The organism is Cognatiyoonia sp. IB215182 (assembly GCF_033963905.1).
In the GTDB taxonomy this organism is placed as follows: domain Bacteria; phylum Pseudomonadota; class Alphaproteobacteria; order Rhodobacterales; family Rhodobacteraceae; genus Yoonia.
In genome coordinates this window covers 141,976-163,286 of the sequence record NZ_JAXBMB010000004.1, presented here as the reverse complement: position 1 = coordinate 163,286, position 21,311 = coordinate 141,976, and the positions used below count along the sequence as shown (strand labels likewise).

The window sequence follows — 21,311 nt, the reverse complement described above, 5'->3', positions numbered from 1 at the left end:
GGCGGTGCTGTGCCCGCCTGACAGATCTGGGCCGTTTAGAGGCAGCCCGGAGTGATGTTGTTTTCGCTTGCGAAAGCAGCCGAGTCTTCCGCGATCAGCGGTTCAATCACGCTCTTGTCTGGCGTGATGAAGTCTGTCAGCGGCTCCCATGTGCTGGCAGAAGCATTCCACTGCTGCACGATGCCTTCGCCCGAGCCGCCATGGTTCTGGCAGCTGACCGAGAATTCAGGCCCGATACCAGCCATGCCGAGCTCTTCCATACGGCCCGCGCTCATCTCAAGCGCTGCCATCCCGTCACGCACCATGGCGGGCGTCACATCAGCAACGCCATGGATTTCCTGTGCTTTGGCAATCGCCTCAGCGGCCAGCATCGCCGCATACATACCGCGCACATATAGCACAGAACCCAGGTTCGATCCGTCACCCGCTGCATTGCCTGCGTCATGAACCATGGTCTTGATCTCTTCCAGCACCGGATAATCGATCACACGGTTCATGTTGAGCGACTTGTAGCCATTCGCTGCGGCTCCGGCAGGCGTCACATCATGTTCAGCCCCGGCCCACCAATTGCCGATGAAGTTCTCCATCGGGAAGTTGATGTTCGCGGCTTCCTGTACGGCTACCTGGTTCATCACACCCCAGCCCCACATCAGGACATAATCGGGACGCTCGCGGCGGATTTGCAGCCATTGCGACTTCTGCTCCTGGCCTGGGTGATCCACAGCCAATTGGCTCAGCTCAAATCCGTGCATTTCGGAAAGCGCTTCCAGCGTGCGGATGGGCTCCTTGCCGTAAGCGGAGTTGTGATAGACCAAAGCAATGGTCTTGCCATCGAGCGACCCGCCATTCTCGTCCAGCAGATAGTTCACCGCGACCGAGGCTGCGTCCCAATAATTGGCCGGATAGTTGAAGACCCAGTTGAAGACCTCGCCATTCGCGGCGGAGGTGCGGCCATAGCCCATCGTGTGGATCGGGATCTCGTCAGCTGTTGCCTTCGGTATCAGCTGATAGGTGATACCAGTTGAGAGCGGCTGATAGATCAGTGCGCCTTCGCCCTTGGTTGCCTCGTAGCATTCAACCCCTTTTTCGGTGTTATAGCCGGTCTCACATTCGACAACGCGGATCGTCTCCCCCCCGATCCCGCCATCGCGCGCATTCAAAAGCGCGAAGTAATCCTGATAGCCGTCCGAGAATGGCGTTCCGCCTGCCGCGTAAGGCCCGGTCCGGTAGCTCAGATCAGGGATGACAAGGTCTGCCAGCGCAGAACTGCCGGCAACCGCCGCGCCAAGGGCCATTGCGGCCAGTGTCTTTCTTTTCATCGGTTTTTTCCTCCCATAGGTTTTATCCGAAATGTGGTCAGGGTTTTCCCCCGTCTTGGTTTAATAAGGAAACGGCCACAGCCGTAACTTCTCTTTCGCCAGCCGCCACAGCTGCGCCAGCCCGTGTGGTTCCTTGATCAGGAAGAACATGATCAACGCGCCAATGATCACCAATTGGAAATGCGCCACAAGGTCCGTGGGCCATCCAAAGAGATCAACGCCGATCACTTTCAAGAGCACCGGCAGCAGCACCAGAAAAGCCGCCCCGGCAAAGCTGCCAAAGATCGACCCCAGCCCGCCAATGATGATCATGAAAAGCACCAGGAACGATTTCTGAATACCAAAGGCCTCGCCCACTTCTACCGCACCCAGATAGACGGCAAAGAACAAGGCACCCGAGATCCCGATAAAGAACGAGGACACCGCAAACGCCGTCAGCTTCGCCCGCAACGGGTTCACCCCGATAATCTCCGCCGCGATATCCATATCCCGGATCGCCATCCAGGACCGGCCCGTCGTGCCCCGTGTCAGGTTACGGGCTATCAGCGCACAAACCGCCACAAAGATCAGACAGATCATGTACTGCGCCCAAGGCTCCGTATTCGGCCCCGTCACCGCGATCTGACCCACAAACCGTTCCGGCGCGTTGATCTGGCCAGACGCCGAATAATTGTAGAACCAGCTGATCTTGTTGAACATCCAGACAAGAAAAAACTGCGCGGCGAGCGTGGCGACCGCCAGGTAGAACCCCTTGATCCGCAAGCTAGGCAGACCGAACAGCACCCCCACAAAGGCGGTCACAAAACCCGCCAAAATAACCGCAATCATCGGGTTGATATTCTCAAGGATATAGACCGTCCACTCGGCATTCTGCGCGATGGTGAAGAAGAGGAACTGCCCCGTCACTTCAAACGTCTCACCGCCTTTGGGGATCATCGCGCCATCACCCGGCGTGTAACCGGAACTCGCAAAATAGAGGTCCAATCCTGTCATCAGCTTGTAGCAGGCATAGGCACCGACTGCCATGAAACCACCCGTCCCAAGGCTCACTTGCCCGCAATAGCCTGTCAGGATATTCAACCCAATCGCGGCAATCGCATAGATCAGAAAGGGCACAAAGATCGCATTCGCCCAATAGTCATTGATGACCAGCGGAATGATCCCAAAGGCAACCGCGAGCGTCACCCAAAACCCAATCCGATCAAACTTGATCGGAAAGGTGTGGTTGTCAGCATGATAAGAGGTTTTGAAATCCCCGGCCTCACGGTAGAGCATTAGCCACGCTCCTTTTTCATATCGCCAAACCTGATATTCAATTTTTTAAGCTGAAGCTTTTCGTGGTCGAAAAAGAATAACTCATCTGAGAATTGCCCGTCGCTGTGGCAGAGTACGAGCGCATCGCCTCCACCGTTGCCCGCTATTTCAACCCCGTTTTCCGGAAATCCGCCGTACTCCCGACGGCCATTGGTTTCATGCAAAACGTGGTTACATGTGCGCTTGATCCGCTTTTTGTCTGAAAAGTCCTTGATAGGGTGCAACCACCATTGCTGACGGCCCTTTCTAAGGACACCACCATTGTCTTCCATCATGGCCTTCGCGTAGGTCTCTGGAAATCTCGCGCCGATGTCGGCCTCAGCTTCGCGGATGCGCTCAATAGAAACTGGAAACGCCATCTTAATTGGATCCCCGCATTATATGACGGCTGGTAGAATTACTCGCGGAAATGCCATCCGCGGCTCCGCCCTTTGAAGTGTCCAAACGCTCCAACGGAGAGTTTGCGGGACGCCCTTCAAACCCTCTCAATGATCTTCTCCCCAAACAGTCCCTGCGGACGGAACACCAAAAAGATCAGGGCCAGCATATAGGCGAACCAGTTCTCCGTTGCCCCGCCAAGGAACGGCGCACCAATCGTGTATTCGAACAGCTTCTCGCCCACCCCGATGATCAACCCGCCAACAATGGCGCCGGGGATCGAGGTAAACCCACCCAGCATCAGCACCGGCAACGCCTTCAGCGCAATCAGCGACAGCGAAAACTGCACGCCCGATTTCGCGCCCCACATGATGCCCGCCACCATCGCAACGATGCCCGCAAGCGACCAGACCAGCACCCAGATATAGTTCAGTGAAATCCCGACGCTCAGCGCGGCCTGATGGTCATCGGCCACAGCCCGCATCGCACGACCCTGCTTGGTATATTGCGCAAAAGCGATCAGGCTGATCACCAGAATGACGGCCACCACCGTCGCGACCATATCAAGCTTGTCGATGAAGAAGCCAAAGAAGTCATCGCCGCCCAAACCCGATGTCGCCTCTTCCACCCAGAGCGAACCACCTTGCGGCAGGCCAAGCGCGATGGTCTTGATGTCCGACCCCCACATCAGATCGCCGACCCCTTCGAGGAAATAGGCAAGGCCAATCGTCGCCATGAACAGAATGATCGGCTCCTGCCCTACCAAATGTCGGAACACGAAACGTTGCACCGCCCAGGCAAAGAAGATCATCACAAGAACCGTCATGAAAATGGCTAGAAGCGCAGGCACATGCCAGCCAAAGTGGTGTATCTCCGTCCCGAAAATCGCATTGATCAGATGGGCGAAGGGCACCTGCCCCTCCATGATCCCGACAAGTGTCAACGCAGCAAACAGCGCCATCACCCCTTGCGCATAATTGAAGATGCCGGAGGCCTTGAAGATCAGCACAAAGCCGAGCGCCACAAGCGCATAAAGCACCCCGGCCATGAGCCCGTTGATGACAACTTCGATACCATAGAGGAAATCAGCGGACATCCAAATACTCCCCGCCCTGGGTTTGACCCGAGGCCTCTTGGCCGAGGTTGAGGTCCCGGGTCAGGCCCGGGACGGCGTTTTTCGTTATAGACCCCGGATCACGTCCGGGGTGATTTCGTTTCACGAAATCAATCATGCGCCACCCCCAGATAGGCGTCGATCACCTGTTCGTTGTTGCGCACCTCATCGGGCGTTCCATCCCCGATCTTGCGTCCGTAATCCATCACGACCACCCGGTCAGAGAGATCCATGACCACGCCCATATCATGTTCGATCAGCGCAATCGTCGTTCCGAATTCATCATTCACATCAAGGATGAAGCGGGACATGTCCTCTTTCTCCTCGACGTTCATGCCCGCCATCGGCTCATCCAGCAGCAAGAGCTTCGGTTCCGCCGCCAGCGCCCGCGCCAGTTCGACCCGCTTCTTCAACCCGTAAGGCAGCCGACCCACAGGTGTCTTCCGGATCGCTTGAATCTCCAGAAAATCGATGATCCGCTCCACCTTTTCGCGGTTCTCAACCTCTTCATTCTCGGCCCGCCCGCTCCAGATCGCCTGCCAGAACATGTTTGCTTTCATATGGGTCAAACGGCCCGTCATGACGTTGTCGAGCACCGTCATCCCCTCAAACAGCGCTATGTTCTGAAACGTCCGTGCGATCCCCAGCCGGGCCACCTGATAAGGCTTCATCGGCGGGCGCTTTTCGCCGCGAAACCAGACCTCGCCCTCTTGCGGATTGTAGAACCCCGAAATCACATTGAGCATCGAGGATTTGCCCGCCCCATTGGGCCCAATAATCGCACGGATTTCGCCCTCGCGGATGTCGAACGATATATCCTTGATCGCCTCAACACCGCCAAAACGCAGCGTGATGCCACGCATATCCATCAAGACGCCGCCAATCTGGCGCCCGTCCGGGGTGGTGTAAGGAGCGTCTTGATCCAACACTATGTCACCCTTCCCAAGCCAGTGAAGTATGAAATTGTCACCAAGAAAATCACTGTCGCAAAGCACAAAGCAAAGATCACCAGTCCAGTTCGCTCAAGTCCTTGGGCCACCCTGCTACTTCGTTTTGCAAAAAACTGGCTCAGCACACCACCGACAACCGCTGACAAGCCCAGAAACCCAAGTGTCGTTCGTAGCCACGGTGCGAAGTTATATCGGTGTGCCACTGCTTCTTTTCCTAGACCCAGTTGTAAGAGGGCCATCGCGAAAAAACCGAAGATCGAAATGCCTATGACCAGACTCAAAACCAAAGAGAACGCCGATCGGATCATTCCGCAGCCACCTTATGCGCAACGGTCAGCACTTCCGCATCGCGAATGGCCAAAGTCGCATTGATACTGCCCTTGCGGCCATCCTCGTAAGTCACTTCCGTTTCGGTGTAGATTTCCGATTTCCCGCCATAAAGCGCCTCGATCAGATCGCTGAATTTCTCATCCACGATCCGGCGGCGCACCTTCCGCGTCCGGGTCATTTCGCCATCATCGGCATCCAGCTCTTTATGCAGCACAAGGAACCGGTGGATCTGGCAACCCGCCAGCATCTCATCCGCCGCAACGGATTTATTCACCTCCGTCACATGCGCCTCAATCGTGTCCAGTACACGCGGATGCTGTGACAGCTCCTGATAGCTGGAATAGGCGATATTGTTCCGCTCCGCCCAGTTCCCCACTGCCGTCAGATCAATATTGATGAAGGCCACGCAATAATCCCGCCCGGCCCCAAACACGACCGCCTCAAGAATATCGGGATAGAACTTTAGCTTGTTCTCAACATATTTCGGCGCAAACAGCGCGCCCGAGGCCATCTTGCCCACATCCTTCGCCCGGTCGATGATCCGCAGATGCCCGCTGCCTTCTTCAATGAACCCGGCATCCCCTGTCGCAACCCAGCCTTCAGCATCCTTGGTCGAGGCGGTGCTGTCCGGGTTCTTGTAATACTCAACGAACACACCGGGCGATCGATAGAAGACCTCGCCATTATCCGCGATCTTCAGTTCAACACCGGGGCTCGGCACGCCCACCGTGTCTGACCGCACTTCGCCATCAGGTTGCTGGGTGATGAACACCGTCGCCTCGGTCTGGCCGTAAAGCTGCTTCAGGTTGATGCCCAGCGCCCGGTAGAAATCGAAAATCTCCGGCCCAATCGCCTCACCCGCCGTATAGCCCACCCGCACACGGCTCAGACCCAGCGTGTTCTTCAGCGGTCCGATCACCAGCAAATCGGCCAGCCGATATTGCAGCCGCTCCATGCCAGAGACCGCCTCGCCATCCAAAATCTTCGGCCCGATGCGGCGGGCGAGCGCCATATAGTGATGGAACAGCCACTTCTTGAACCGGCCTGCATCTTCCATCCGGATCATCACATTGGTGAGCTGCTGTTCAAAGACACGCGGTGGCGCGAAAAAGTATGTCGGCCCGATCTCACGCAAATCCGTCTGCATCGTCTCGGCACTTTCCGGGCAGTTCACACAGAACCCAGCCCACATCGCCTGCCCGATGGAAAAGATGAAATCACCCACCCAGGCCATGGGCAGATAGGCCAGCACCTCATCCCCCGGCTGCAGATGATCAAATTCGGAGGAATTCTTTGATGTCTCGATGACGTTGTAGTTCGACAGCACCACACCCTTGGGCCGCCCCGTGGTGCCTGACGTGTAAAGCATCACACATGTATCATCGAGCGTTAGCGCGGCGGTTCGTTCCGCGACCTCACCGGCTCGCCCACTCTCACGCCCGGCTTTCTGGACGTCCTCATAAGACGTCATATGCGTGTGGTCGTATTTCCGCAAACCCCGCCCATCGAGATAGATCACATGATCCAGCACATGCAGCTGATCCCGGATATCCGCGATCTTGTCGACCTGTTCCTGATCGCCCGCCACCACAAACCGCGCGCCGCAATGATCCAGCGCATAGGCGATTTCCTCTGCCGCCGCGTCGGCATAAAGCGGCACCGGCACGCAGCCGACCTTCTGTGCCGCCACCATCGCCCAGTAAAGCGCGGGCCTGTTACGCCCGGCAATGGCGATATGATCGCCCACTTCAGCCCCAAGCGTCAGAAAGCCCGCCGCGAGCGCATCAATCTCAAAAGCCGCCTCTTCCCAGGTCCAGCTTTGCCAGATCCCGAATTCCTTCTCGCGATAGGCAGCCTTGCCCCCAAATTGCGCGACGTTCCGCGCGAGCAGATCAGGAACGGATACGGGACCGCCGGACGCGGATGCAATCATGCCAAAATTCCTCCCTTACTGGCCTTGCACCAGTTATCGGGTGCGAGTCGCCTCCCCGCGACTTAACCCTTTGGCAGTATACTGTGGGGCAGTCACCCGTCCCGTCAAATCATTTTTTGAACGAGCGTTCATTTAAATTGCGCAAACAGATCGGCTGGCCTTGTTTTCAAGCAGGTTTGGCGGTTCCAGATGTTTGAAAGTTACTCGGCAGCAATCTGGCCCTCGGCCTTTTCAACCTTCACCGCAGCGAATTTGAACTCGGGGATCTTGCCGTAGGGGTCGACCGCTGGGTTGGTGAGGATGTTGGCCGCCGCCTCCACATAGGCGAAGGGTACGAACACCATGTCGGGGGATACCGCCCGGTCGGCACGCGCCATTATGTCGATGCTGCCGCGCCTGGTGGTCAGTCGGACAACGCCCCCCGGCTCGACCCCAAGCTTGCGCAAGGTTGAGGGGTGAAGCGAACAATTGGCTTCGGGTTCGACCGCGTCCAGCACCTTGGAGCGCCGGGTCATCGAGCCCGTATGCCAATGTTCCAATTGCCGACCCGTGGTCAGGATCATCGGGTAATCCGCATCCGGCGTTTCATCCGGGGCAATCACGCTGGCGGGTGTGAAGCGCGCGCGGCCTTCGGGCCGGGGGAAGCCATCGGCAAAGACGATGGGTTGGCCGGGGTCCTCGGGCGAAAGCGAAGGGTAGGTGACGGCGTTCTGCGCCTCCAGCCGGTCCCAGGTGATGTTGTTGAGCGACTTCATGACCTTTGTCATTTCGCCGAAAACATCGGATGGGTGGGCATAGTCCCATGGCAGGCCGAGCCGTTTGGCCAGTTCCACGGTAATCCACCAATCCTCTTTCGCGTCACCCGGCGGGGGCACCGCGGGGCGACCCATCTGCACCTGCCGGTTGGTATTCGTCACCGTACCGGACTTCTCCGCGAAGGCGGAGGCGGGTAGGATCACATCGGCATAATTCGCCGTTTCGGTGATGAAAATATCCTGCACCACCAAGTGCTTGAGTTTGGCGAGCGCATCGCGCGCATGTTCCACATCCGGGTCTGACATGGCCGGGTTTTCGCCCAGGATATACATGCCGTGGATATCGCCAGCATGCACCGCATCGAGGATTTCGGTGACCGTCAGCCCCCGGTTCGGGTCGATCTGCCCGTCTTCCCAAACGTCAAGGAAGGCCGAGCGTACGCCGTCATCGCCGACGGGCTGATAATCGGGCAGGAACATCGGGATGAGCCCCGCGTCAGACGCGCCCTGCACGTTGTTCTGGCCGCGCAGCGGATGCAGGCCAGAACCGGGCCGCCCGACCTGCCCGGTCATCAGCGCGAGGCTGATCAGGCAACGGGAATTGTCGGTGCCGTGGATATGCTGGCTGACGCCCATCCCCCAGAAAATCATCGCGGACTTGGCGCCCGCAAACAGACGCGCGACCTCGCGCAAGGTTTCGGCAGAGATGCCGCAGATACCTTCCATCTTTTCCGGGGCGAAATCGGCCAGATGCGCCTTCTCGGCCTCCCAGTTTTCGGTATAGGCGTCGATATATTGCTGGTCGTAGAGGCCCTCTTCGACGATCACATGCATGATCGCGTTCAGCATGGACACATCCGCACCGGGCCGGAATTGCAGCATATGGGTGGCGAAACGGCGCAAGCCCACGCCGCGCGGGTCCATAACGATCAGCTTGCCGCCACGTTTGGTGAATTGCTTGAAATAGGTGGCGGCAACGGGGTGGTTCTCAATCGGGTTTGCGCCGATGACGATGGCCACATCGGCGTTCTCAATCTCGTTGAACGTTGCCGTGACCGCGCCGGAACCGACGTTCTCCAACAACGCCGCAACCGAGGATGCATGGCAAAGCCGCGTGCAGTGATCGACGTTGTTATGGCCAAAGCCCTGACGGATCAGTTTCTGGAACAGATACGCCTCTTCATTGGTGCATTTGGCCGAGCCGAAACCGGCCACGCCGCGCCCGCCGATATCCTTCAGGCCATTTGCCGCGACGTCCAAGGCCTCTTCCCAAGTCGCCTCGCGGAAATGGGTTTGCCAATTGGCGGGGTCCACATTCAGCCCCTTCGCAGGCGCGTCGTCGCGCCGGATCAACGGTTTGGTCAGGCGGTGGTCATGATGGATATAGTCAAAGCCGAACCGGCCCTTGACGCAAAGCCGCCCTTCATTCGCGGGGCCGTTGATCCCTTCGACGAATTTGACCTTGTTGTCTTTGACCTTCAATGAGACCTGACAGCCCACACCACAGAACGGACAGACGCTTTCGACCTCACGGTCGTAATCCTTGGTGTCGCCGACTTGGTTTTCGTCGGTCACGGTGGCAGGTAAAAGCGCCCCGGTCGGGCAGGCCTGCACGCATTCGCCGCAGGCGACACAGGTCGAGGCCCCCATCGGGTCGTCCATGTCGAAGACCGGATAGGCCTGCGCCCCGCGCCCCGCCATGCCAATGACATCGTTGACCTGCACCTCGCGACAGGCCCGCACGCAAAGTCCGCATTGAATGCAAGCGTCGAGATTGACGGACATCGCGACATGGCTGTCATCGAGAAGCGGGATATGCTCCGCATCCTTGGTGGGAAAACGACTGTCGCCCACATCCTGCTTTGCGGCCATGTCCCAAAGGTGGCTGGACTTGTCATGGGCGACGGCCTGCTCCGGCTGGTCTGAGACGAGCAGTTCCATGACCATGCGGCGGGCCTGCACCTCACGCGGTTGGTCGGTCGTGACAACCATCCCTTCGCTGGGCTCGCGGATGCAGGAGGCGGCCAAGGTCCGCTCCCCCTCAATTGCGACCATGCAAGCCCGGCAATTGCCGTCAGACCGGTAGCCGGGGGCCGGTTTGTGGCAAAGATGCGGGATGACGAGGCCACGGCCGTTCGCGACTTCCCAGATGGTTTCACCGGGCTGGGCCGTCACGGTTTCGCCGTCAAGCGTGAAGGTGATCGGGTCTGACATCTGGAATCTCCGCCTCTTTGCGGCAGACTACATCATGCAGGTGTCATTCGCGAAAGGTCATGGGCGACGGCAGGTGACGCATTTGCGCCATGACGGATTTCCGATGGGCGGCGCGGGTTTCACAAGAGATGCGGTCAGCACTGTCATGCCGCTCATTCCGGATCGACAAACCGCTCCATCACCCAGCGATGCTTGCCGATCTGGCGGCTGCGTTCAAAGCCGTGTCGCGCGAACATGGCCATCGCGCCGTGAAACAGGAAGGACGCAGCGACTTTGCGGTCCGCGCAATCCTCCGGGTAGGCTTCGACCCGTCCGCCGCCTAAGCGCGCGATTTGTTCCAAAGCGCCCTTCAAACCGGCCTCCGCCACGCCCTTGCGCCGGTGACCCTTGCCGGTAAACGTGCAGGTGATGCGCCAGTTGGGCAGGTCTGGGTCGGTGGAAAGATAGGCCTTCAGGTTCTGTATCTTGGGCAGTTCCACCGGTGTGCCGAACTGGCACCACCCCACACAATCAGCGCCGTCAAAGACAAGCGCCGCATGGGCCGTGCCGCCGCGCACATGCGCCTCTTTCTCCTGCCGGTTCTGCGCGGGCGTCTTATGCTTGCCGATACCTTCGGGGTGATAGCTCATGCACCAGCAGCCGCCCCAGACGCCCTTGTTCTCCTCGACCAGGCGGGCGAAGTCATCCCATGTCGCGGGATCAAGCGGCTTTGTCGTCAAGGTCGGCAAGCTGCGCCCTCGCAAGATGTTCTTTATTTGTTCCTATCGGCGAAGGCTGCATCCTGTCAATGAGCGAACTTCATTCGTGCGTAGGGATGGCGCCTATTCCCACCGGCGATCTATGACCAGAACATCGCCGTTCTCGCGTGTGATCCGGCGGGCGTAGAGCTCGTCTCGGAACACATCATCGTCCATGATACCTTCGATGGTGACCTGTTCGCCGGTCTGAATGGGCAAAAGATCGGGGCCGAGATAGACTCGGACGCTGCCAGTATCGTCGGTCAAGCGCAATTCATCCTCATCAAAGAACCTGTCGATCGTACCCGCAACCGTGGCGGTCTGACCACGTTGGAGGTCTGCGATAGATGTGACGTTGGCAAGGGCTGTGGTGGCAAAAAGGAAACTGGTAACAACAGCGGTAAGCGGCAGGCGCATAGCGTTTTCCTTTTCCAGATTGAATGACTCAGAAATAGGTTCTCAGCCCCATCAAACAAGATGACTGCGGCCCAATAACGAGTGAGATCGCGGCTTTTGCGCCGATGCCTTAGCCCGCCAGCTCGCTATTCACCTGCGCGAGGTTGGCGCCTATCTCGGGGATATCCGGTGCCATCCGCTGGGCACGTTGCAAGGCGGTCCGTGCACCACGCAGGTCGCCCTGCCCGTAGCGTGCATTGGCCAACCCGAATTGCCAGATCCAGCTGTCGGGCCAACGTGCCGCACCGGTTTCGTACAGCGTTTCGGCTGCCCCGAATTGATCCACACGCTCAAGCGCGGCGCCTGCCGAGAGAATATCGGTTTCCGGCACGCTTACCGGCAGATCATCGGGCGGTAGAACAACTATGCCCCAATAATCGCCACGCCGCCAAGTCCGCTCAAACGTGGCAAACGGCATGACCATCTGCTCAAGCTGGCCGGAATTGAGGTAGACCTCGTCTCGGTCGAAGTCGTAGCCCGTCACGACCCCGTAATGCCAAACCGGCGCGATGCCCAGGCCAAGGTTCTGAAAGACGATAACGGGGTGGCCGGCATCGATTTCGGACAAAAGCTGGTCGAAGGTGTTGATCTCCACCGCAAGATGCCCAAGCCGCCTGCTGCTGCCGATCATATCCGCCAGATAGGTCCCGCCCGCGCCGGGGTTGAAGGCGAGCTTGGCCACATCCTCTTGACCAATATCCGTACCCGCCCATTGCATGACCATCGCGATGGAGGCAGGTCCACAATAAAAATCGGCCTGCTGGATGAGCGGCACATCAGCCACCTGCGCGCGGGTCGGGACGTCGACGCCAAGCCGCGCATCAGGATCGAAAGCAGGTGCACAGGCCGCCATCCAAATGGCAATCAGCAGGAAGGCAGCCCGGCGCAGGATGCTTAGCGGATACAACGGGTGAAGTTGAAGATCCGGGTAAAGCACAGCAGGTCAGTGACCAGCAGAATGATAAAGACGGTAAACAGAGTGCCGACGATATCCGCACCGGCGCTGTCATTTTCCATCTGCGTCAGGATCGTGCTGATCTCTTCATCCGAGAGGGCCGCGAGGCGCTGTTCAGCCTCTGCCGGGTCAACACCAAGTTCGATGATCTGCTCACGAACTTCACTGCGCTGCAATTCATCCATCAATACGCTGCGATTTGCCATCGCGGTATACTTGTTGATCGCGGCATCTGTGCCGACCATCTGTGCCTCAGCCAGTGTCACGGCCTGTGTGGCCAGCACCAATTGCGCGGAAAGCGCAAGTGCGACGCCCTTTTTGGTCAGGTTAAGAAAGCCCATCGGTAAAATTCCTCTTCTTAAGGGCGACGCTTAACCAGCCGCCCGGTGCCCCATCTTGGGCAGTTTTTCGCAATTGAGCGGGCAGCGCAAGCATCCCCACCGTGTGATTTTCGGGATGAGCGGAAAAATGGCCGGTAGCGAAAGAGGATTGAGCAACTTACGTGATCAGATTCCGCAAGATAATGATGCCCAACAACACAACGACAGGCGACAGATCAATCCCGCCCATATCCGGCAGAAATCGCCTGATGCGGCTATAGACCGGCTGCAAGATACGTTCGAGCCCGTACCATATCTGTCCGACCAGTTCTTGTCGGATGTTCAGCACCTCAAATCTGATCAGCCAACTCATGATGAAATGCACAATCACCAGGAAGTAGGCGAAGCTGAGAATTGGCGACAGAATGTCCGATACGATTTCCATGTGCAGCGCTTTCTAACAAAGTCCGCCATGACCTAAGCCTTTGTCCGCGTGGGGACAAGTCCGTCAGTTCCGCAAGGTTAAAGTTGACGCGCAGGTCAATCGCGCCAATGTGCCGCGCAAGCAAAGAACGAGACCCCGATGTATCCTTTTGTTCGCCTGATCAAAGAAGTGTTGCGCGCGCGCAAACTGCCGCCGCTTCCCCCCCTTGGCACCCATATCTCGCATCACCGCTGCTGGCCGCAGGACATCGATCAGTTCATCGAAATGAATAACGGTCGCATCCTGACGATCCTTGATGTGGGTCGGACGGGGTTGGCGCAACGCGTGGGCCTCTTGCGCGCGCTCTCCAAAAACCGCTGGGGCCTGACCGTTGCAGGCTCGTCGGTCATGTACCGCAAACGCATTCGCCCTTTTGTGGAATTCCGGGTGGTCAGCAAATGCGTGGGCTGGGACGAGCGGTTTATGTATCTTGATCAGTCACTTTGGATTGGCGATGATTGTGCCGTTCAGGCCCTCTACCGCACGGCTGTGACAGATCGCAACGGCATCGTGCGCCCCGAACGCCTGATGGCGGCTTTGGGTCTGCGCGATCAATCTCCGGCCTTTCCCGAATGGGTGCAGCGCTGGATTGAGGCCGACAAGGTGCGCCCTTGGCCACCGCTTGACGACGGGACATCCGGGTAAAGGATCGCTTGCCAGAGCGGACATTATCAGTGTCTTATCCCCGCAATAAAGAACAGGGGCAGGCACATGGCAGTCAGCAAGAAACGCATCTGGGGATGGATGTCCTTTGATTGGGCATCCCAGCCCTTTTACACGCTTGGCCTGACTTTCATCTTTGGCCCCTATTTCGCGGTTGTGGCCACGGAATACTTCATGGGCACCGGCCTTGATGAGGTGACGGCAGACGCACGTGCCCAGTCGGTCTGGTCAGCGGGGCAAACGGTGGCCGGGCTCATCATCGCGTTCACGGCCCCCTTCCTTGGGGCATTTGCCGACAATTCGGGGCGTAGAGTACCTTGGATAGCCTTCTTTTCGGTCATCTATGTGGTGGCGGCCACCATGCTTTGGGGCCTGACGCCAGACGCATCGGGCCTCTTCTTGTTCCTCATCATCTTCTACATCGGCTTCATCGCCGCTGAGAGTGCGCTGAACTTCATCAACGCCATTCTGCCGTCGCTTGGCAATGATCAGGAGGTCGGGCGCATCTCAGGCTCTGGCGCCGCTTTTGGGTATTGGGGCGGGGTGACAGCGCTATTCGTGATGCTCCTGTTCTTCGTCGAAGATGCCGAAACCGGGGTGACGCTGATCGGCCTGCCACCCGCTTTGGGCCTTGACCCGTCGATGATGGAGGGTACGCGCAGCGTGGGACCGTTTATCGCCGTGTGGTATGTCATCTTCATCATCCCGTTTTTTCTTTACGTTCGCGACGATCCCAACACGGTTGCGAAATCAACGAAGCTCAGCGCCGTTGCTGGCGATCTGTGGAACACACTAAAGGCCGTGGCAAAGCGCAAGAGCCTGTTGAACTTTCTGCTGGGGTCCATGTTCTACCGCGACGCGCTTAACGCGATGTACACGTTTGGCGGCGTTTATGCGGCGCTCGTGCTGGATTGGCAAACGATCCAAATCGGCGTTTTCGGGATCATCGCGGCGATTGCGGCGGCGGTCACAACCTGGATCGGCGGCCTTTGCGATCAACGTTTCGGGCCCAAGCCAGTGATCCGCGTCGCCGTCTGGGTCCTGATCGCGGTATCCGTGATCATCGTGGGCATGTCGCGCGAGCAGCTCTTTGGTGTGCCACTGGCCGAAGGATCGATGGTGCCAGATATCATTTTCTATGTTTGCGGCATGTGCATCGGCGGCGCGGGCGGCGCGATCTACGCCTCATCCCGGTCGATGATGGTGCGCCATACACATCCCGACCGCCCAGCAGAGGCGTTTGGATTGTTCGCCTTGTCCGGCAAAGCGACGGCGTTTCTGGCCCCAGCTTCAATCACTGTGTTCACCTTACTGACCGGCAGCGTACAATTGGGCTTTTTGCCTGTGATCTTTCTTTTCCTGTTAGGACTTTTGTTGCTACGATGGGTCAATAAAGACGGAGATCGCGCAGAATGGTCCGCTACATCACAGCCTTTGTCACAGCCCTAGCTTTGGCCGCCTGTCAGGCGGAGGAACCGCAAGTCAGTCTGGCCAGCCAGAACATCAATGACACGCGGGTCGCCAAGCCGCTCTTTGAGGCAGTGACAACAGCGACAAGTCAACCTCCGCAAGCCGTTGGGGGTTATTCACGTGGCTGCCAGGCTGGCGGTCAGCAACTGGCCGAAACCGGACCAACCTGGCAGGCGATGCGCCTGTCGCGCAACCGCAACTGGTCGCAGCCCATTACCATCGATTTCGTGCAGGATCTCAGCCGTTTTGCCGCCACCCAACCCGGGTGGGAGGGGCTTTATGTCGGCGATCTGAGCCTGCCGCGCGGTGGCCCGGTCAGCGGGCATGCCAGCCACCAATCCGGCCTTGATGTGGATATCTGGATGCTGCCACCTGACCGGCTGAACCTGACCGTGGCGGAACGTGAAAGCATTTCGTCGATTTCCATGCGCCGCTCTGCCGGAGCCTTTACCAATAGCAGCTGGACACCGGAGCACGAGGCGATCATGCGCGCCGCCGCGTCCGACCCACGGGTCAGCCGCATCTTTGTCTTTCCCGGCGCGAAGGTGTCGATGTGCAACAATGCCACCGGCGACCGGTCCTGGCTGAGCAAGATCCGGCCCTGGTGGGGACACCACTACCATTTCCACGTGCGTTTGAACTGCCCATCTGACGCGGCGACTTGTGTCGATCAGACGCCACCGCCACCCGGTGATGGATGCGCCGAGGCACAAGGCTGGGTGGATCGTATCCTCAACCCGCCACCGCCCGATCCGAACGCCCCTCCCCCAACTCCAAGGGCGGAATTGACGATGGCAAATCTCCCTGGCCAGTGCCTGGCTGTGCTGAACGCGAATTAGGTGCGGCAGTTTCTTTGTACGATAGCCCTTTTGGGGGCGGGTCCCGCCTGCGCTGAGGCCACATTGATCAGCACCTATGTCTGGCAGGATAGTGATCCGAATTTCGGTGGTTTCTCCGCCATCGAAGTCTCGGATGACGGGAGCAGCTTCATCGCGCTCAGCGACAGGGGCCACATGACCGAAGGCCGGTTTGTCCGCGAAGATGGCGTGATTGAAGCGGTTAATAATCAACCCTTGGAAGTGTTGCGCGCACCTCATCGTGCGCCCCTGCGCCGTCACGAACGGGACAGCGAAGGCCTGGCACATGCACCTGACGGCGGTGTTTTTGTCTCGTTCGAATGGACGCACGGGCTGCGATACTTCGAGCGCGTTGGCGCCTTTGGCTCTGAACTGATCGACCCACCCACAGCAATAGAACTACAAAGCAATTCATCGTTTGAGGCTTTAGCTATCGGCCTTGACGGTGCGCTTTATACACTTCCAGAACGATCCGGTCTCGCCACCCGCCCCTTCCCCGTTTTTCGTTACAAGGAAGGGGTTTGGGATCAACCGTTTGAGGTGCCGCGCACCGGGCCTTACCTGATGGCGGGCGCAGATATCGGTCCGGATGGACGGCTCTATCTGCTGGAGCGCGACTTCGCCGGGGTTGGTTTTCGTACCCGTGTCCGACGTTTTGATCTGAATGGCGGATCGGAGGAGTTGATCCTGCAAACCGGACTCGGCGTGCACGACAATCTGGAAGGGATCAGCGTTTGGGAAGATGCCGATGGCCTGCGCCTGACCATGATCTCGGACGACAATTTCAGCTTCTTCCAACAGACCCAGATCGTCGAATATCGGTTGACCGACTAGGCAATGGGCGCTATGGCGCGCTGTCCCCGGACGCCCGGGGGCCAAGTGCCGCACCCTTGCCAAAACGGAAAACCAGACATGACACGTATCCTTCCCGGCGTTCTCGCCATGGCGACCATCGTGGTCGCATCGAACATCCTTGTGCAATTCCTGATCCTCGACGGCCTCTTGACCTGGGGCGCGTTCACCTATCCGCTGGCCTTTCTGGTGACCGATGTGATGAACCGCGTCTATGGACCGGCAGCCGCGCGCAAGGTTGTGTTCGCGGGTCTTGTTGTCGGGATCATCTGCAGCCTGATCGGGTCGCAGATCATGCTGCAAGGGGACGGGTTTGAATATCCTGCGGTTGCTTTGCGCGTCGCCATCGGATCGGCAACGGCATTTCTGATCGCACAACTCCTTGATATCGTTGTCTTCAACCGCCTGCGGGAGAGCTCATGGTGGAAGGCGCCTTTGGGCAGCACGCTGGTTGGTTCGACAGTTGATACGGCCATCTTCTTTTCCATCGCCTTTGCCGCCGTTTTCAATGGGCTCAGCGCCTCGGCTGCCGAAGAGGTAATGTGGGCGCAGGACGCCGCCCCGTTCCTGACAACTGGGCCGATGATGCCGCTCTGGGTCACGCTTGCCGTAGCGGATTGGGGGGTGAAGCTGAGCATCGCATTGCTCGCTCTTGTGCCGTTCCGCCTGATTGTTGGGCGCATGACTCACGCCAGCACATAAACACGAGATCGGGCGTATTTTTACTTGAAATATACCAAATCTATGCCACCCTCCCAATCAGGCGAAACATATTGAAAGGAGGTGATCCAGTGCATCATGAGGTATTGGAGAATGAGGTCGGGACAGCTTGGGAGGATCGCAGCTAGGGCAGCCCTTGGCTGATGAAACTTCCCAGGTGGGAATGTCCTAACCGACCCCACCTCCGTAATTCAGGAAAGGGCCATCCCATCGCCGGGGTGGCCCTTTTTCCATGTTGAATGCCTTGCATTCACCAAGTGTGGGTAAGCGTTTGGCGTCAGCCAAATGCGGCCACACCCCTATGAATTTTCGTGTAAAGAACGTGCAAAGACACGTTTTCCGGGGCGGTACATGCGCATCAACGACCAGATCACCATCGCCGATTGGGAACTGACCGAGAGCTTTACCCGGTCCTCCGGCCCCGGCGGGCAGAATGTGAACAAGGTGTCGACGGCGGTCGAGCTGCGGTTCGAGGCGGCGCGGTCGCCCAACCTGCCCGAGCCGGTCAAGGCCCGGCTGCGGCGGCTGGCGGGGCGGCGGTGGACGCAGGACGGGGCTGTGGTGATTTTCGTGCAAGAAACGCGGAGCCAAGCGCGCAACCGCGAGATCGCGCGAGAGCGGCTGGCCGAGCTGATCCGCAAAGCCTGTGAACGGCCCAAACGGCGGGTGCCAACACGGCCCACGAAAGGCTCGATCCGCCGCAGGCTCGCGGAGAAAAAGGCGCGCGGAGAGGTGAAGGCGTTAAGGGGAAAGGTGAAGGAATAGAGCCAAGCCACGCTGGATGCAGAGTATGCCGAAAAAGAACCTCGCGCAGCAGACGATGCGTCGCGGGAGCGGTACCGCAAGACGCGAAGCGTTGTCGGGTGGCGTCTCTACGACGCCACCCGATAAGCTTGCGCTAGAGGTCCTTGCGCCGGAAAGCCCCTTGGACAATGCGGTCGATCACCATCGCAACCAGCAGGATCGCGAGGCCGCCCAGGATGCCCGGGCCTTTGGCCGCGAATTGTAGTGCCTCAAGGATCGTCTGGCCCAAACCACCGCCGCCGATCAGTGAGATGATCACCACCATCGAAAGGCACATCAGGATCGTCTGGTTGACCCCCGTCATGATTGATGGACGCGCCAACGGCAGTTCCACATCGCGCAGGATTTGCCAGTTTGAGGCCCCAAAGGCAGATGCTGCTTCCTTGATGCTTTCGGGCACACCACGCATGCCCAAGGCTGTCAGGCGGATCACAGGCGGCATGCCGAAGATGATCGTGGCCAGAATACCCGGCGGGTTGCCGGTGCCAAAGAACGCGATGATGGGGATCAGGTACACGAAGGCTGGCAATGTCTGCATCAGGTCGAGCACCGGCTCGGCGAAGCGGTAGGCGCGCGGAGATTTCCCGAACCAGATGCCCAGCGGAATGCCGATGATCACGCAGAGGAACACCGCAGCACCGACAAGCGCCACCGTCTCCATCGCAATTTCCCAGTAGCCAAGGAAGGCGATGTAGGCGAGCGCGGCAGCGGTGAATATCGCGACACGCGGCCCGGCGGAGCGCCATGCGACAACGCAGATCACCGCCATCACCACGGGCCACGGCGTGCCGATCAGTGCCAGCGATATCCCGTCAAGCACACGCCGGACGCCCAGCACGATCCCGTCAAAGGCACCGGCACCGGCGACGGCGGCTGAATCGATAACATCTTCAAGCCATCGGGCCGTGTTGCCGTAGATATCCGGGTTGGCGGGGAAGGTCGTGAGCCATTCGGTCACGTCATCAACCGTGAACCGGTAGATCGTCAGCGGTGCGATGATCAGCGCGAGCACGATACCCCAGATCATGTTGGGCGTGCTCCAGCCCGATTGCACGCTCTTGGGATCGATGCGCCATTCCTCGTATTTGTGCTCAAGTGCGCCGTTGGCCCACAGGCCTTGCACCACACGGATCGCGACCAGGATCAACAAGCCGGCAATGAGGATCTGCAGGCTATCCGCTGCCAAGGCAGCCGCCTCCGCCCGGCTGGCCTCTGCCGCGCGCAGAAGGTTGTTGCCAAGTGTCTCAAACCGGGTCGGGTCTTCGCCTGCTGCCGTCGCTTGGGCGGCACGCTCCATAAATTGTTGCGCGCGTTCTTCCTGTTGCGCGGCGCGGGCGAGGTTTTCTGCCCCAAGCTCGCCCCAGGTACCGCGCCCGATTTGCACCCAGGCGACGATCTCAAGGATCAGAAAGCCCCAGAAGCCGCCCCACAGCCCGCGCGCAGCCGACCAGATCGGGCCCAAGAGTGCCGCAGCCGTGTTGAAGGTGAACGCGTATGGGCCGGTCGCCTCCTGGATCTTGCGGAACGCGTCCTGATAGTATTCGGCATTCTGCCCGGCAAATTCCGCAACCGAGGCATCAAGCGCCTCACGGTCGGCTTTGATTTCGGCCACATTGGCGGCCTTGGGCGCTGCGGTTACATCGGTCATCCTTTGCCCCCCTGAATACCACGCAGAAGCGTTTCCTTGCTCACCCGGCCCACATCCTGACCATCTTTGGTAATGATGATGGGCCCGTCGGTCCCCACAGAAAGATCGATCAGCGCATCCAGATCGCTATCCCCCTCTGCGCGGGGCGCGCCGTTCAGATGGCCGATCTCGGCCTCTTCCAGCGGTTCCATAATCGTATGCGCCCGCACGAGTTTCAGGCGGCTGATGCCTTGCACGAATTCGCGCACGTAATCGTCGGCGGGCTGGGTCACGATCTCTTCCGGCGTTCCAATCTGAACGATCACACCGTCTTTCATGATCGCGATGCGGTGGCCGATGCGGATCGCCTCATCCAGATCATGGGTGATGAAAAGCGTCGTTTTCTTCAGGTCTTCGACCAGCGATTTGAACTGGTCCTGCAACTGCAATCGGATTAGCGGATCGAGCGCCGAGAAAGGCTCATCCATCAGCAGTATTTCGGGATCAGAGGCGAGCGCACGCGCAATCCCCACCCGCTGCTGCATACCACCCGACAATTCACGCGGCAGGCGGTCTTCGTATCCATCAAGGTTAACGAGGTTGAGCGTATGTTCACTCACCGCCCAGCGCCGTGACTTGGGCACACCGCGAATTTCAAGTGGATAGGCCACATTGTCACGGACCGAGCGGTGCGGCATCAGCGCCATGTGCTGAAAAACCATGCCGATATGCTTCGCGCGCATCTCGCGCAGGTCTTTGGCGTTTTTCTTGCCAACGTCCTCGCCCAACACGCGGATCGTCCCAGCACTAGGCTCAATCAAGCGATTGACGTGGCGCACAAGCGTCGACTTGCCAGAGCCCGACAGGCCCATGATGCAGAAGATCTCGCCACGCGCGACAGAAAATGTCGCCTCGCGGACACCGATGACGGTCCCAAATTCTTCAAGAGCTTCAGGCTTGGTCAGCCCGCGTGATTTCGCGGCATCTATGGTCTCTTTGTCGCGGTTCCCGAAGACCTTCCAGACGTCGGACAATTCTACTACGGCTTCACTCATCGGT

The 21,311-nt window shown here is 58.7% G+C and carries 21 protein-coding genes; 6 read left to right on the top strand and 15 right to left on the bottom strand.

Translation table 11 applies throughout. From position 1 onward, the window contains the following. Positions 1-35: 35 nt before the first annotated feature. The 13 genes from SLH47_RS09490 to SLH47_RS09430 form a co-directional block, all read right to left on the bottom strand. A complete protein-coding gene (locus SLH47_RS09490) occupies positions 36-1,319 on the bottom strand; it encodes an ABC transporter substrate-binding protein (RefSeq protein ID WP_320239246.1) in 1,284 nt (427 codons plus the stop codon). Positions 1,320-1,379: 60 nt separating this feature from the next. Beyond that, positions 1,380-2,594, bottom strand: a complete 1,215-nt coding sequence (locus tag SLH47_RS09485) for a branched-chain amino acid ABC transporter permease (RefSeq protein WP_320239245.1) — start codon at positions 2,592-2,594, stop codon at positions 1,380-1,382. Then, a complete protein-coding gene (locus SLH47_RS09480) occupies positions 2,594-2,992 on the bottom strand; it encodes an SMI1/KNR4 family protein (RefSeq protein ID WP_320239243.1) in 399 nt (132 codons plus the stop codon). The genes SLH47_RS09485 and SLH47_RS09480 overlap by 1 nt, the downstream gene beginning before the upstream one ends. A gap of 116 nt (positions 2,993-3,108) precedes the next feature. Further along, on the bottom strand, positions 3,109-4,107 hold the full coding sequence (locus SLH47_RS09475) for a branched-chain amino acid ABC transporter permease (protein ID WP_320239242.1): 999 nt from the start codon (positions 4,105-4,107) through the stop codon (positions 3,109-3,111). A 128-nt stretch (positions 4,108-4,235) separates the two neighbouring features. Continuing rightward, positions 4,236-4,994 carry an ABC transporter ATP-binding protein gene (locus SLH47_RS09470; RefSeq protein WP_320239517.1) on the bottom strand — a complete coding sequence of 253 codons (759 nt, stop codon included), beginning with the start codon at positions 4,992-4,994 and terminating at the stop codon, positions 4,236-4,238. A 59-nt stretch (positions 4,995-5,053) separates the two neighbouring features. Beyond that, entirely contained in the window at positions 5,054-5,383 is a 330-nt protein-coding gene (locus SLH47_RS09465; RefSeq protein ID WP_320239241.1) for a hypothetical protein, read from the bottom strand. Continuing rightward, a complete protein-coding gene (locus SLH47_RS09460; protein ID WP_320239240.1) occupies positions 5,380-7,338 on the bottom strand; it encodes an AMP-binding protein in 1,959 nt (652 codons plus the stop codon). Before SLH47_RS09460 ends, SLH47_RS09465 begins: the two co-directional genes overlap by 4 nt. Positions 7,339-7,538: 200 nt before the next feature. Next, on the bottom strand, positions 7,539-10,307 hold the full coding sequence (gene fdhF / locus SLH47_RS09455; protein ID WP_320239239.1) for a formate dehydrogenase subunit alpha: 2,769 nt from the start codon (positions 10,305-10,307) through the stop codon (positions 7,539-7,541). Positions 10,308-10,459: 152 nt separating this feature from the next. After that, the gene (locus tag SLH47_RS09450) at positions 10,460-11,035 is read right to left on the bottom strand and encodes a GNAT family N-acetyltransferase (RefSeq protein ID WP_320239238.1); all 576 of its coding nucleotides are present in this window, start codon (positions 11,033-11,035) and stop codon (positions 10,460-10,462) included. Between the two features lie 93 nt (positions 11,036-11,128). Further along, positions 11,129-11,461, bottom strand: a complete 333-nt coding sequence (locus SLH47_RS09445) for a hypothetical protein (protein ID WP_320239237.1) — start codon at positions 11,459-11,461, stop codon at positions 11,129-11,131. Between the two features lie 109 nt (positions 11,462-11,570). Beyond that, positions 11,571-12,407, bottom strand: coding sequence for a PA2778 family cysteine peptidase (locus tag SLH47_RS09440; protein ID WP_320239236.1), 837 nt, complete (start codon positions 12,405-12,407; stop codon positions 11,571-11,573). Next, the gene (locus tag SLH47_RS09435; protein ID WP_320239235.1) at positions 12,395-12,796 is read right to left on the bottom strand and encodes a PA2779 family protein; all 402 of its coding nucleotides are present in this window, start codon (positions 12,794-12,796) and stop codon (positions 12,395-12,397) included. The genes SLH47_RS09440 and SLH47_RS09435 overlap by 13 nt, the downstream gene beginning before the upstream one ends. 157 nt (positions 12,797-12,953) lie before the next feature. Then, positions 12,954-13,220 carry a YggT family protein gene (locus tag SLH47_RS09430; protein WP_320239234.1) on the bottom strand — a complete coding sequence of 89 codons (267 nt, stop codon included), beginning with the start codon at positions 13,218-13,220 and terminating at the stop codon, positions 12,954-12,956. Between the two features lie 138 nt (positions 13,221-13,358). Here SLH47_RS09430 and SLH47_RS09425 point away from each other — a divergent pair, with 138 nt between their 5' ends. The 6 genes from SLH47_RS09425 (at position 13,359) to arfB (ending at position 18,586) form a co-directional block, all read left to right on the top strand. Then, positions 13,359-13,904: an acyl-CoA thioesterase gene (locus tag SLH47_RS09425; RefSeq protein ID WP_320239233.1), complete on the top strand. Its 546-nt coding sequence runs from the start codon at positions 13,359-13,361 to the stop codon at positions 13,902-13,904. Positions 13,905-13,970: 66 nt separating this feature from the next. Beyond that, a complete protein-coding gene (locus SLH47_RS09420; protein ID WP_320239232.1) occupies positions 13,971-15,371 on the top strand; it encodes an MFS transporter in 1,401 nt (466 codons plus the stop codon). After that, a complete protein-coding gene (gene mepA / locus SLH47_RS09415) occupies positions 15,335-16,231 on the top strand; it encodes a penicillin-insensitive murein endopeptidase (protein ID WP_320239231.1) in 897 nt (298 codons plus the stop codon). The genes SLH47_RS09420 and mepA overlap by 37 nt, the downstream gene beginning before the upstream one ends. Beyond that, complete coding sequence (locus tag SLH47_RS09410; RefSeq protein WP_320239230.1) at positions 16,232-17,083, top strand: esterase-like activity of phytase family protein; 852 nt, start codon at positions 16,232-16,234, stop codon at positions 17,081-17,083. Between the two features lie 78 nt (positions 17,084-17,161). Next, on the top strand, positions 17,162-17,803 hold the full coding sequence (locus SLH47_RS09405; RefSeq protein WP_320239229.1) for a queuosine precursor transporter: 642 nt from the start codon (positions 17,162-17,164) through the stop codon (positions 17,801-17,803). A 369-nt stretch (positions 17,804-18,172) separates the two neighbouring features. Further along, positions 18,173-18,586 (top strand): alternative ribosome rescue aminoacyl-tRNA hydrolase ArfB, encoded by a 414-nt coding sequence (arfB, locus tag SLH47_RS09400; protein WP_320239516.1) that lies wholly within the window; start codon positions 18,173-18,175, stop codon positions 18,584-18,586. A gap of 133 nt (positions 18,587-18,719) precedes the next feature. On the opposite strand, the gene SLH47_RS09395 is transcribed toward arfB, so the two are convergent. Together SLH47_RS09395 and SLH47_RS09390 are read right to left on the bottom strand one after the other, a co-directional pair. Beyond that, a complete protein-coding gene (locus tag SLH47_RS09395) occupies positions 18,720-20,273 on the bottom strand; it encodes an ABC transporter permease (protein ID WP_320239228.1) in 1,554 nt (517 codons plus the stop codon). Next, on the bottom strand, positions 20,270-21,307 hold the full coding sequence (locus tag SLH47_RS09390) for a betaine/proline/choline family ABC transporter ATP-binding protein (protein WP_320239227.1): 1,038 nt from the start codon (positions 21,305-21,307) through the stop codon (positions 20,270-20,272). The genes SLH47_RS09395 and SLH47_RS09390 overlap by 4 nt, the downstream gene beginning before the upstream one ends. Positions 21,308-21,311: the final 4 nt, after the last annotated feature.